This window comes from Rhodococcus sp. USK13 (assembly GCF_018343855.1).
Taxonomy (GTDB): domain Bacteria; phylum Actinomycetota; class Actinomycetes; order Mycobacteriales; family Mycobacteriaceae; genus Rhodococcus_F; species Rhodococcus_F oxybenzonivorans.
Genome location: NZ_CP069242.1, coordinates 4,196,462 through 4,208,715 on the forward strand (window position 1 = coordinate 4,196,462; position 12,254 = coordinate 4,208,715).

General features: G+C 67.6%; 12 protein-coding genes and 1 pseudogene. 11 read left to right on the forward strand and 2 right to left on the reverse strand.

Annotated elements, in window-relative coordinates; genetic code table 11:
- Positions 1 to 90: 90 nt before the first annotated feature.
- Positions 91 to 1,068 (forward strand): esterase/lipase family protein, encoded by a 978-nt coding sequence (locus JQT59_RS21835; protein WP_213571971.1) that lies wholly within the window; start codon positions 91 to 93, stop codon positions 1,066 to 1,068.
- A gap of 34 nt (positions 1,069 to 1,102) precedes the next feature.
- On the opposite strand, the pseudogene JQT59_RS21840 reads toward JQT59_RS21835, so the two are convergent.
- Positions 1,103 to 1,270: pseudogene (locus JQT59_RS21840) on the reverse strand (RNA polymerase subunit sigma-24); the annotation flags it as partial.
- A gap of 173 nt (positions 1,271 to 1,443) precedes the next feature.
- On the opposite strand from JQT59_RS21840, the gene fmt reads away from it, so the two are divergent.
- The 3 genes from fmt to JQT59_RS21855 all read left to right on the forward strand — a co-directional run bounded on the left by fmt (position 1,444) and on the right by JQT59_RS21855 (position 4,767).
- Positions 1,444 to 2,367 (forward strand): methionyl-tRNA formyltransferase, encoded by a 924-nt coding sequence (fmt, locus tag JQT59_RS21845; RefSeq protein WP_213571972.1) that lies wholly within the window; start codon positions 1,444 to 1,446, stop codon positions 2,365 to 2,367.
- A complete protein-coding gene (locus JQT59_RS21850; protein WP_213571973.1) occupies positions 2,364 to 3,797 on the forward strand; it encodes an RsmB/NOP family class I SAM-dependent RNA methyltransferase in 1,434 nt (477 codons plus the stop codon). The genes fmt and JQT59_RS21850 overlap by 4 nt, the downstream gene beginning before the upstream one ends.
- Before the next feature lie 112 nt (positions 3,798 to 3,909).
- Complete coding sequence (locus tag JQT59_RS21855) at positions 3,910 to 4,767, forward strand: mycofactocin-coupled SDR family oxidoreductase (protein ID WP_159922667.1); 858 nt, start codon at positions 3,910 to 3,912, stop codon at positions 4,765 to 4,767.
- A gap of 39 nt (positions 4,768 to 4,806) precedes the next feature.
- On the opposite strand, the gene JQT59_RS21860 is transcribed toward JQT59_RS21855, so the two are convergent.
- Entirely contained in the window at positions 4,807 to 5,169 is a 363-nt protein-coding gene (locus tag JQT59_RS21860; RefSeq protein ID WP_213571974.1) for an MmcQ/YjbR family DNA-binding protein, read from the reverse strand.
- A gap of 101 nt (positions 5,170 to 5,270) precedes the next feature.
- Between JQT59_RS21860 and rpe the strand changes: the two genes are divergently transcribed.
- The 7 genes from rpe (at position 5,271) to uvrC (ending at position 12,227) form a co-directional block, all read left to right on the forward strand.
- The gene (rpe, locus tag JQT59_RS21865; protein ID WP_109335134.1) at positions 5,271 to 5,954 is read left to right on the forward strand and encodes a ribulose-phosphate 3-epimerase; all 684 of its coding nucleotides are present in this window, start codon (positions 5,271 to 5,273) and stop codon (positions 5,952 to 5,954) included.
- A gap of 21 nt (positions 5,955 to 5,975) precedes the next feature.
- Positions 5,976 to 7,031, forward strand: a complete 1,056-nt coding sequence (gene ribD, locus JQT59_RS21870) for a bifunctional diaminohydroxyphosphoribosylaminopyrimidine deaminase/5-amino-6-(5-phosphoribosylamino)uracil reductase RibD (protein WP_213577961.1) — start codon at positions 5,976 to 5,978, stop codon at positions 7,029 to 7,031.
- 37 nt (positions 7,032 to 7,068) lie between these two features.
- Positions 7,069 to 7,677, forward strand: coding sequence for a riboflavin synthase (locus tag JQT59_RS21875; protein WP_213571975.1), 609 nt, complete (start codon positions 7,069 to 7,071; stop codon positions 7,675 to 7,677).
- Positions 7,678 to 7,757: 80 nt separating this feature from the next.
- The gene (locus tag JQT59_RS21880; RefSeq protein ID WP_109335132.1) at positions 7,758 to 9,011 is read left to right on the forward strand and encodes a bifunctional 3,4-dihydroxy-2-butanone-4-phosphate synthase/GTP cyclohydrolase II; all 1,254 of its coding nucleotides are present in this window, start codon (positions 7,758 to 7,760) and stop codon (positions 9,009 to 9,011) included.
- Entirely contained in the window at positions 9,008 to 9,505 is a 498-nt protein-coding gene (ribH, locus tag JQT59_RS21885) for a 6,7-dimethyl-8-ribityllumazine synthase (protein WP_213571976.1), read from the forward strand. Before JQT59_RS21880 ends, ribH begins: the two co-directional genes overlap by 4 nt.
- Positions 9,502 to 9,954, forward strand: coding sequence for a PH domain-containing protein (locus JQT59_RS21890; RefSeq protein ID WP_109330248.1), 453 nt, complete (start codon positions 9,502 to 9,504; stop codon positions 9,952 to 9,954). The genes ribH and JQT59_RS21890 overlap by 4 nt, the downstream gene beginning before the upstream one ends.
- A gap of 65 nt (positions 9,955 to 10,019) precedes the next feature.
- Complete coding sequence (uvrC, locus tag JQT59_RS21895; protein ID WP_249353721.1) at positions 10,020 to 12,227, forward strand: excinuclease ABC subunit UvrC; 2,208 nt, start codon at positions 10,020 to 10,022, stop codon at positions 12,225 to 12,227.
- Positions 12,228 to 12,254: the final 27 nt, after the last annotated feature.

Consider the following 12,254-nt stretch of genomic DNA (forward strand, 5'->3'; position numbering starts at 1 on the left):
CACCGCGCGTAGGGTCCCACTCTCGTCGCGACACCACGGGCACACTCTGGGAAAGTTCACAGGGAATATCCGCGGTGTCGGGGAGAGATCATGAACCTTCGAGGTGTTGTCACGGTCGCTGCTTGTGTTGCCTTGCTGTTTTCCGCCGGGCCGACCACAGCCCAGGCCGAAGACGTTCAGGCGTCGGGACTCGAAGTGCCCGCGGGTGTCGGGGTCCCGCAGAGCGCGCGCAGCGCGGCCGCCGCGTACGCGGAAGCGCATCCGGGCAGCGCTCCCGCCGGATCGAACGATTTCTCCTGTACGCCCGCGCCCGAGCATCCCGAGCCCGTCGTTCTCGCGCATGGCACCGACGCCAGCGCCTACACCGACTGGGCGGCGTTGTCTCCCTTGCTCGCGGCGGACGGATACTGCGTCTTCGCCCTCAATTACGGCGGCAAACCCGGCGCCGACACGTACGGCACCGAAGACATCGTCGACAGTGCCGGAGAATTCGGCCGATTCGTCGCTCAGGTCCGCGAGTCGACGGGTGCGGAAAAAGTCGACGTGGTCGGATACTCGCAAGGAGCGAATGTCAGCAGGTACTACGTGAACAAGCTCGGTGGTGCGCGCTTCGTCGACCAGTGGGTAGGGCTCGCTTCGCCCAGTTACGGCGGTGTGATGTTCGGGCTCGCCCCGATGTTCCAGGCGCTCCCCGGTGGGCCGGACGTGGTCACCGAGCTCACCTCTGTGGCGGTCGGTCAGCAGATGCAGGGGTCGCCGTTCATGACCGAACTGAATGCCGGCGGCGACACGGTTCCCGGTGTCTCCTACACCACCGTCAGCTCGCGCTACGACGAAATGATCCAGCCGTATTCCAACATGGCGCTGCACGGCGACGGGGCGGTGAACCTCGTCATCCAGGACCTGTGTCCGCAGGACGGGTCGGGGCATTTCCGGGCACCGTACGATCCGTTCGCGTTGGATCTCATCCGAACGGCTCTGGACCCCAACGCCATTCCGAATGCGCGATGCGAGTTCGTTCCGATCGGCGCGGACATTCCCCAGGTAGTCGTCGACAGCAACTTCTGAAATCGCAGACGCGAGTGTGGCCTGTCGCCGGGGATCACCGGCGGCCTTGCGCGTTGAGTCGTGCCGCCTGTCGCGTGAGGTGGTCGCGTTCGGCGAGGCTGGACGCCGATCGGGCAGCGTCCGCGTAGAGCCGTGCAGCGGTCACCGGGTCACCATCCCGCTCGTGGAGGTATGCCGCGACGGCGGCGTACCGGGGCAGGCGTGCCGCGACATTTCCTGGAGCCCGCCGGTTTGTCGTGGTTGCGCATCGCAGTGTCATCGTGAGGCGCGCGACTCCCTAGACTGGTCGTCACACCGTCGACCCAAGGGGAGCTTTTTCGTGAGTATCGTTTCGGCCCGCACCGCGGTCCGTCGTCAGCTGTGTGGGTCGCCGACGTGCGCCTAGTCTTCGCCGGTACACCCGAACCCGCTGTGCCGTCTCTCGAGCGACTCATCCGTTCCGCCCGTCACGAGGTGGTCGCCGTGATCACGCGGCCGGACGCGGTGGCCGGGCGAGGGCGGAAGGTAGTCCGATCGCCGATCGGTGCCCTTGCGGACGCGCACGGTATCGAGGTGCTCACGCCCGAGCGACCCTCCGATCCGGAGTTCCTCGCGCGACTGACCGACCTGGCACCCGAGTGTGCTCCCGTCGTCGCCTACGGTGCGTTGCTTCCGCAGAAGGTGCTGGACATTCCGGCCCTCGGCTGGGTCAACCTGCACTTCTCGCTGCTGCCCGCCTGGCGGGGTGCGGCGCCGGTGCAGGCGGCGATCGCCTCCGGCGACGACATGACGGGCGCCAGCGCCTTCCGGCTCGAGGCTGGAATGGACACGGGACCGGTGTACGGGGTCGTGACCGAGCGAATCCGCGCTACCGATACCGCAGGTGACCTTCTCGGCCGATTGGCCGACAGCGGGGCGGTTCTCCTCGAATCCGTTCTCGACGGACTGGCGGACGGCACGATCACCGCGGTTCCGCAGCCAGGGGACGGCGTCTCGTATGCACCCAAGGTGACGGTGGAGGAAGCCCGAATCCGTTGGGACAGAACAGCTGTGGTGATCGATCGGCATGTCCGCTCGGTGACACCCGCACCGGGAGCATGGACGACGATCGGGGACGTTCGCGTCAAGGTCGGCCCGCTCACCCTCACCGACGACAGGCTCGAGCCCGGAGAAATCTCCGTGACCAAGAGCGACTTCCTCGTCGGAACCTCCACGGTGGCAGTCCGGCTGGACCGGATCCAACCTCAAGGAAAAAAACAGATGTCCGCTCTCGACTGGGCGCGGGGCGCACGACTCGACGCGAAGGTACGGGCACAGTGAGCGACTCGAGAAGACCCGCACGCGGCAAGAGGGCAGGAACAGGCGCGAGCAACAATCGGCCGCGCCAGGCGCGTCGGCCCGATGCCGCCCAAGCGGGTCTGGATCAGCCTCGGCTCGCTGCGCGTGACGTGTTGCGGGCAGTGCGTGAACGGGACGCCTACGCGAACCTGGTCCTCCCCGGACTGCTGCGGGAACGGCGACTCGACGGCCGGGACGCCGCGCTGGCCACCGAATTGGCCTACGGTGCGGCGCGAGCGCGGGGACTGCTGGACGCGGTCATCGCGGACTGTGCGGGCCGCCCGATCGAGGAGGTCGACGGCCCGCTGTTGGATGTGCTCCAGCTGGGCGCCTACCAGCTTCTCCGTACGCGGGTGGCCCCGCACGCCGCCGTCGCAACCTCTGTCGACCTCGTCCGCGCAGAGGCGGGTCCGGGCAAGGCCGGGTTCGTCAACGCCGTGTTGCGCAGGGTGTCGGAGCGGTCGGAAGCGGAGTGGGTGGAGCGGTTGGCGCCGTCCGACCCGATCGGGCGGCTGGCCTTCCAGCATGCGCACCCGGCCTGGATCGCGCAGGTGTTCGCGGATGCGCTGGGGCCCGACGCCGGCGAACTCGAGTATGTCCTGATCGCCGACGATTCCCGTCCGGCCGTTCACCTCGTCGCGCGTCCGGGTGAGATTTCGGCGGAAGAACTGGCTCTGGTCACCGGGGGAGAGGTCGGCCGGTACTCGCCGTATGCGGTGTATCTCGACGGTGGCGACCCGGGCCAGCTCGACGCTGTGCGCGAGGGTTTGGCCGGTGTGCAGGACGAGGGTAGTCAGCTGGTGGCCCGAGCACTCGCCCTGGCCCCACTCGAGGGAGCGGACGGCGGGCGCTGGCTCGATCTCTGTGCCGGACCCGGTGGTAAAGCCGCGCTGCTCGGCGCACTCGCAGGTATCGAGGGCGGGCGACTCGATGCGGTGGAGCCGGTGGCGCACCGCGCCGACCTCATTCGTAAGACGACGCGGGAACTCCCGGTCGACGTGCATGTCGCGGACGGGCGCGATCCCGGGCTTGCCGGTGGTTACGACCGGATCCTGGTCGACGCGCCGTGCACCGGTCTCGGTGCCCTGCGGCGCCGCCCCGAGGCACGCTGGCGTCGGCAGCCGTCCGATGTGGCCGGTCTGGCGAAACTGCAGCGGGAACTGCTCGCCTCGGCGCTGGGGTTGGTGCGCCCGGGTGGTGTCGTCGTGTATTCCACGTGTTCTCCGCACCTGTCGGAGACAGTGGCGGTGGTGGCGGATGCGGTACGCCGCTATGGCGCGACAGCGCTCGACACGAGGGCGCTGGTCCCGGGCGTTCCGGGACTCGGTGACGGTACGAGTGTGCAGCTGTGGCCGCACCGCCACGGCACCGACGCGATGTTCCTCGCTGCGCTGCGGAAGCCGATGGAGTGACCGTAATCAGACGCTCGTTCAGATAACTAGAACCTGTTCCCATTCGTGCTAAAACGTGTTCTACTTTTCTCGCGACGAAGGTCGTCTGTCACAAGCGAGTGGAGGACTCACGATGAATCGGGTAGCGGGGAAAGTAGTTCTGATCACCGGCGCAGCACGGGGGCAGGGTCGCAGTCATGCCGTCCACCTCGCCGACGAGGGCGCCGACATCATCGCCTTCGACCTCTGCGAGGACATTGCATCGAACGGGTATCCCCTCGCGACGCCGGCCGATCTGGAAGAGACCGGGAAGCTCGTCGAGAAGGCGGGACGTCGCGTGGTCACGGCGAAGGTCGACGTGCGTGATCGCGCGGCGCTGAAACGGGAACTCGACGCCGCCGTCGCCAGACTCGGGCGGCTCGACGTGGTGGTGGCCAACGCGGGTATCGCCCCACTCGGCAACGATGTGCCGGTCGAAGGATTCGTGGACGCATTCGACGTCGACTTCGTGGGTGTGGTCAACACCATCCACGTCGCTCTGCCGCATCTCGGTGGTGGCGCGTCGATCATCGCCACCGGTTCGGTGGCCGGCCTCGTCCCCCAGACCGGCCTCAACGGTCAGCAGGCTCTCCAGGGGCCGGGCGGAGACGGATACGGTCTGGCCAAGAAGATGCTGCAGACATACACGCATTCGCTGGCGCTCACCCTGGGCCCGAAGTCCATCCGCGTCAACGCCATCCATCCCACCAACTGCAACACGGACATGCTCCAGAGCCCGCCGATGTTCCGCACGTTCCGGCCCGACCTCGAGAACCCGACGGCCGAAGACGCGAAGGTGACGTTCCCCTTCATGCAGGCGATGCCGACGCCGTGGGTGGAGCCCGAGGATATTTCCCACGCGGTGGTATACCTCTCGTCCGACGAGTCGCGGTTCGTCACCGGACAGCAGCTCCGGGTCGACGCGGGAGCGGGTCTCAAGCTGGGGGTCTGAGTCTGCGTACCGGATTTCGCGCCTGCGGCGCACCGCGCCCTACGATCGCCGCGGACTTGGCGATCGGGGACGGTCGGCCTGCTTGCGGAGCTGAGCAGAGGCCTTGATCCGCCAGGCATCCTGCAGAAGCTCGGTGAGTTGGTCGAGGTCGACCTCGGCGAGACGGACCAGAATCGCGCCGTACCCGTCGTAGTGGGGGGTGGTGTAGAAGGCGTTTCCCTCCTCGAGGAGAGCGGCCTTCTCGTCGAGACCGCACACCACCATGAGCCCGCCGTCGGACTCCGTGCGGTGTCTCGCGATCAGCTTGCCCGCCACCTTCAGCGCCGGGGTCCGGTAGGACGTGCTTTCCTCCACTGCGGGAAGTGACCGCCCGATGTCCACCACGTCCGCCCAGGTCGCCATGCCCCCAAGTATGGCGGAATCGTGACGGCGGGCGACGACGTTTCTCGCGGGGTCCGACCGTGTGGTCCGAGACGTTTCCGCGTGCGACTAAACTCCGGCGCGTGGCAACCCCGATGATCGCACCGTCCATCCTGTCTGCAGATTTTGCTCGTCTCGCCGAGGAGGCGACCGCGGTCGCCGGTGCCGACTGGCTTCACGTCGACGTGATGGACGCGCATTTCGTCCCGAACCTCACGCTCGGTCTTCCCGTGGTGAAGAGCCTGCTCGCGGCGACGGACATTCCGCTCGACTGCCACCTCATGATCGACGACCCGGGACGCTGGGCACCGCCCTACGCCGAAGCCGGCGCACACAATGTGACCTTCCACGCCGAAGCCACCGACGACCCGCGGTCGGTGGCCCGCGACATTCGGGCGGCCGGCGCGAAAGCCGGACTCAGTGTGAAGCCGGGAACGCCGATCGAGCCCTACCTGGAAATTCTGAAAGATTTCGACACACTTCTCGTCATGAGTGTGGAGCCCGGATTCGGCGGACAGTCCTTCATCCCGGAGGTGTTGTCCAAGGCGAAGGCCGTACGCCGTCTGGTCGACTCGGGCGAGCTGACGCTGATCGTGGAGATCGACGGCGGCATCAACGCCGACACTGTCGAGGCCGCCGCCGAGGCGGGAGTCGACTGCTTCGTCGCCGGGTCCGCCGTCTACGGCGCCTCCGATCCCGCCGAAGCGGTGCAGGCGCTCCGAGCCAGTGCGGCCAAAGCCTCTCCGCACCTGAGCATCTCGCGGTAACGGCCCAGCCGCGCCGTGAACGTGCCCCACGAGAATTCCGCCGCAGACCTCGACGCCGCGATGCTGATCGCCATCGGCGCCGCGGAGTCGGCCCGTGGTTTCACCAGCCCAAACCCCGCGGTCGGTGCTGTCGTGCTCGACGCCGGCGGGCGTATCGCCGGGGTGGGAATGACCCAGCCCCCGGGCGGTCCACACGCCGAGGTCGTGGCGTTGCGGGAGGCGGGTGACGCGGCGCGCGGAGGCACGGTCGTGGTCACTCTGGAACCGTGTAACCACCACGGCCGCACGGGGCCCTGCTCCACCGCGCTGATCGAGGCCGGGGTCGTGGCCGTCCACTATGCGGTGGCCGATCCCAACCCCGAGGCAGCCGGTGGCGCCGAAACTCTCGCGGCCGCCGGCGTCGCCGTCGCCTCCGGACTGCGCGCCCAGGAAGTCGAGCGCGGGCCGCTCCGGGCCTGGCTGCACCGGCAACGCACCGGCCGGCCGCACATCACCTGGAAATACGCGGCGACCCTCGATGGCCGTAGTGCCGCAGCCGATGGAACCAGCAAGTGGATCACCGGTCCCGACGCCCGGGCGCGGGTCCACGCCGACCGCGCGAAGCTCGATGCGATCGTGGTCGGCACGGGGACCGTGCTCGCCGACGACCCCCGGCTGACGGCTCGGCTGCCCGACGGGTCCCTCGCGGCCCACCAACCGCTGCGCGTGGTCGTGGGCCGGAGCGAGCTTCCGCCGCGCGCTCGGGTTCTCGACGACTCGGCGCCCACGCTGCTGCTCCGCACTCACGATGTGAACGACGTCGTCGCCGCCCTCGCCGAGTACACCGACGTTCTGCTCGAAGGCGGGCCCCGGTTGGCGGGTGCCTTCCTTGCCGCAGGCCGGGTCGACCGGATCCAGGCCTACCTCGCTCCGCTGGTACTCGGTGCCGGCAGGCCTGCGGTGTCGGAGGCGGGGGTGTCCACGATCGACGGCGCACTGCGGTTCCACTACGAGTCCGTCGAAACAATCGGCCCCGATTTGTTGTTGAGTTTGATTCCGGCACCGCCGGAGCACCCCGCCTTGTCCAGCAAGCCCTGAATATCACTGTCAGCCCTGAAAACGAGGAGTAGCCACCGTGTTCACCGGAATCGTCGAAGAATTGGGTGAGGTCGTCGCCAAGGAAGAGCTGGCTGACGCCGCACGGTTCACCGTGCGCGGTCCGGTGGTCACTTCCGATGCGTCGCACGGAGACTCGATTGCCGTGAACGGCGTGTGCCTCACCGTCGTGGAAGTGCTCGCCGACGGGTCGTTCACGGCCGACGTCATGCAGGAGACCTTGAACCGGTCGAGTCTGCAGAAGATCGATGTCGGGAGCCGGGTCAACCTCGAGCGGGCGGCAGCGCTGAACAGCAGGCTCGGCGGTCACCTCGTTCAGGGGCACGTCGACGGTACCGGTCACATCATCAGCCGGAGCCCGTCCGACAACTGGGAAGTGGTGCGGATCGCTCTGCCCGACGCGATCTCGAAGTATGTAGTGGAGAAGGGATCGATCACGGTCGACGGGGTATCGCTGACCGTGTCGGCGCTCGGCGGGGAGCGCGGCGACGAGTATTTCGAAATCTCGCTGATCCCCACCACGCTAAACCTGACCACACTGGGAGCGGCGCCGGTCGGCACACCCGTCAATCTGGAGGTCGACGTGATCGCCAAGTATGTGGAGCGCCTGCAAGCCGCCGGCCGCTGAGTCGTACTGTTGAGAAGCATCCGACGGATGCGATTGCTGTATTCGAAGATGCGTAAGTCAAGACTTTGGAGACCGAGCACGTGACCAGGTTCGACAGTATCGAGCGCGCCGTTGCGGATATCGCCGCAGGCAAGGCTGTCGTCGTCGTCGACGACGAAGACCGGGAGAACGAGGGAGACCTCATCTTCGCGGCGGAGAAGGCCACCCCCGAGTTGGTTGCCTTCATGGTTCGATACACCTCCGGCTACCTGTGTGTGCCCCTCGACGGTGCGGACTGCGATCGGCTGGGTCTGCCCCCGATGTACGCCACCAATCAGGACAAGCACGGCACGGCGTACACGGTGACCGTCGACGCCCGTGAGGGCATCGGAACCGGGATCTCCGCATCCGACCGCGCGGCCACCATGCGGTTGCTCGCCGACCCGTCCAGCGGAGCCCAGGACTTCACCCGTCCCGGCCACGTCGTGCCGCTGCGCGCCAAGGAGGGCGGGGTGCTGCGCCGTCCCGGCCACACCGAGGCCGCCGTCGACCTGGCCCGGATGGCCGACCTCCGGCCGGCGGGCGTGATCTGCGAGATCGTCAGCCAGAAGGACGAGGGCCACATGGCCCAGACCGACGAGTTGCGGGTCTTCGCCGACGACCACAATCTCGCGCTGATCTCCATCGCCGATCTCATCGCGTGGCGCCGCAAACACGAAAAGCATGTCGAACGGGTCGCGGCCGCACGGATCCCCACCCGGCACGGCGAGTTCACCGCCGTCGGATACCGGAGCATCTACGACGACGTCGAGCACGTCGCGCTCGTCCGCGGCGACCTGCCGGGTCCCGACGGCGACGGCAGCGACGTCCTCGTGCGGGTGCACTCGGAGTGCCTCACCGGTGACGTGTTCGGGTCACTGCGCTGCGACTGCGGTCCCCAGCTCGACGCGGCGCTCGACATGGTGGCGCAGGAAGGTCGCGGCGTGGTGCTCTACATGCGGGGGCACGAAGGTCGTGGCATCGGACTGATGCACAAGCTGCAGGCCTACCAGTTGCAGGACGCCGGGTCGGACACCGTCGACGCCAACCTCGAGCTGGGTCTGCCGGCAGATGCCCGCGACTATGGGATCGGTGCGCAGATCCTGGTCGATCTCGGCATCTCGTCGATGCGGTTGCTCACGAACAATCCGGCCAAGCGGGTCGGTCTCGACGGTTATGGCCTCCAGATCACCGAGCGCGTCTCGATGCCGCTGCGCGCGAACGCCGAGAACCTGACGTATCTGCGCACCAAGCGCGACCGGATGGGGCACGACCTGATCGGGCTCGACGACTTCGAAGCGGGAGAACTGCTGTGAGTGGGGAAGGTCTGCCCGACCTGCAACTCGGTGAGGCTCAGGACCTCGAGCTGGCGATCGTGGCGGGAAGCTGGCACGCGGAGATCTCGGAGGCGCTGATCGCCGGTGCACAGCGGGTCGCCGCGGACGCGAAGGTGAAGAAGGTCACCCTGGTGCGCGTGGCCGGTGCGATCGAACTGCCGGTGGTGGCCCAGGAACTGGCCCGCACTCATGACGCCGTGGTCGCCCTCGGTGTCGTGATCCGCGGCGGTACCCCGCACTTCGAGTACGTCTGCGACGCGGTGACCGCCGGCCTGACGAGGGTGTCCCTCGACGAGAGCACTCCCGTCGGCAACGGTGTTCTCACCACCGATACCGAACAGCAGGCGATCGACCGCAGCGGCCTGCCCGGTGCGGTGGAGGACAAGGGCGGGCAGGCGTGCGCTGCGGCGCTCGACACTGCGGTCACCCTGGCGCGCCTGCGCCGGGAACGAACGGAAGATGCGCTCGCATGACCTCCTCGGAAACCGAGTGGCAGTTCGTCTCGCGACCACGCAAGTCGAGTCGGTACGCGATCGGCGTGGCGATTCTCATGGTCGTCCTTCACGTGACGTTCGCCATTCTCCTGCGCGGTGACTCGACGGGCGTCTACTTCCGGCTCGCGGATCAGGTGGCCTTCGTCGGCATCGGGTGTCTGCTCGCCGGGGCGGTGCTTCTGCTCACACGTCCGCGGTTGCGCGTCGGCCCCCGCGGCATCGCTGTCCGCAACGTTCTGGGCGAACGGATCGTCGACTGGGACCTGTACGAGGGACTCTCGTTTCCCGACGGCGCGGCATGGGCGCGGATAGAACTCCCCGACGACGAATACGTTCCCGTGATGGCGATCCAGTCGAACGACCGCGACTACGCGGTGGACGCCGTGCACCGCTTCCGCGACCTCGTGTCGGAGTACGCACCGTCCTGACGGGCCGGCCTGTTACAGCCGTCGCGGATGCGGGGTTGGTCGGTGGCGCCGACTAACGTGGAGGGGTGCCCGATCCTTCGACATATCGCCCCGCGACCGGAACGATTCCGGTGGCGCCGGGGGTATACAAGTTCCGCGATCCGCACGGCCGGGTCATCTACGTGGGGAAGGCGAAGAGTCTTCGTTCGCGGTTGAACTCCTACTTCGCCGACGTCACGACGCTGCATCCGCGTACCCGTCAGATGGTCACCACTGCTGGCAGCGTCGAGTGGACCGTGGTGAGCACCGAGGTGGAGGCACTCCAGCTCGAATACAACTGGATCAAGGAATTCGATCCGCGGTTCAACGTCCGGTACCGCGACGACAAGACCTACCCGGTGCTCGCGGTCACGTTGAACGAGGAGTTCCCGCGGTTGTTCGTCTACCGCGGTCCGCGTCGTAAAGGGGTGCGGTATTTCGGTCCCTACTCCCACGCCTGGGCTATCCGCGAAACCCTGGATCTGCTGCTGCGCGTGTTCCCGGCCCGGACCTGTTCGGCCGGGGTGTTCAAGCGGCACAACCAGATTGGCAGGCCCTGTCTGCTCGGCTATATCGACAAGTGCTCGGCGCCCTGTGTGGGGCGCGTGTCGGCGGCGGAACACCGGCAGATCGTGGAGGACTTCTGCGACTTCCTGTCCGGCCGCACCGACAAGCTGGTCCGCGAGCTCGAGGCACGCATGCAGAAGGCGTCCGAAGAGCTGGACTTCGAGTTGGCGGCGCGGCTGCGTGACGATGTCGGCGCGCTACGGCGGGCACTCGAGAAGCAGGCGGTGGTGCTCGGCGACGGCACCGATGCCGACCTCGTCGCCTTCGCGACCGACGAACTCGAAGCGGCGGTCCAGGTGTTCCACGTGCGCGGGGGCCGGGTCCGCGGGCAGCGCGGCTGGGTGGTCGAGAAAGCTGGAGACGTCATCGACTGGGCAACGGTCGATTCCGAGGCAGGCTCGGACCTACCGCTTCTCGTCGAGCAGTTCCTCACTCAGTTCTACGGCGAGCAGGCGGCGTTGGCGGGCGGCGCCGACGGCGAGAGTGAAAGCAACGGCGTCCCGCGAGAGGTGCTCGTCCCGGTACTGCCACACGACACCGAGCAGGTGCAGGAGTGGCTGAGCGGGTTGCGTGGATCAGGAGTCCGGGTGCGAGTGCCGCAGCGCGGCGACAAGAAGGCCCTCGCCGAGACGGTGCAGCGCAATGCGCAGGAGGCGCTGGCGCAACACAAGCTGCGACGCGCTGGTGACTTCACCTCCCGGTCGGCTGCACTGCAGGGCATCCAGGAGGCTCTCGATCTGGATTCCGCGCCCCTGCGCATCGAGTGTGTCGACATCAGCCATGTGCAGGGCACGGACGTCGTGGCATCACTCGTCGTCTTCGAGGACGGCTTGCCCCGCAAGTCCGACTACCGCCACTACGCGATCAAGGAGGCCGCCGGCGATGGCCGCTCCGACGACGTCGCGAGCATCGCCGAGGTCACCCGTCGGCGTTTCCTGCGGCACAACCGCGACGTCGGTGTGCTGAGGGCGGAGGCCGAGGCGGCGGGTGAAGGCTCCGAAGGCGGCGATCTCGCACCCGAGGCGGCGATCGATCCTCAGACGGGGCGTCCGCGACGCTTTGCATACCCGCCCAACCTTTTCGTGGTGGACGGGGGTGCGCCGCAGGTGGCGGCCGCATCCGCTGTTCTCGAGGAACTCGGGATCACCGATGTCGCGGTGATCGGGCTTGCCAAGCGACTCGAAGAGGTCTGGGTACCCGGGGAGGAGGATCCGGTGATCCTGCCCCGGACCAGTGAGTCCCTGTATCTCCTGCAGAGGGTGCGGGACGAAGCGCACCGATTCGCCATCACCTTCCACCGCAGCAAGCGCTCGCGGCGGATGACGGCATCGGCGCTCGACTCCGTACGCGGTCTCGGCGATACCCGCCGCAAGGCGCTGGTCACCCATTTCGGCTCCGTCGCCCGCCTCAAGCAGGCCACTGTCGAGGAGATCACGGCGGTGCCCGGGATCGGCACGACCACGGCCAAGGCCGTCCTCAGCGCCCTCGGGGCCGGGGAACCGTCTGCGGCGGTGGCGGGAGTGGGGGATGATGAACCCGATCGCAACGGAACCGGCAGCACAGAAGAGAACGGCGCAGACATCCGGCACGACACGGCAGCACAGCAGGACCCGGCAGCAGAGCAGGAGCCGCCGGCACAGCGCGACACAGTAGGGCTACACGCTTCGCAACGGACAGGTGTCGAGTGAACGATCAGCACGCGCAGAGCGACCGTC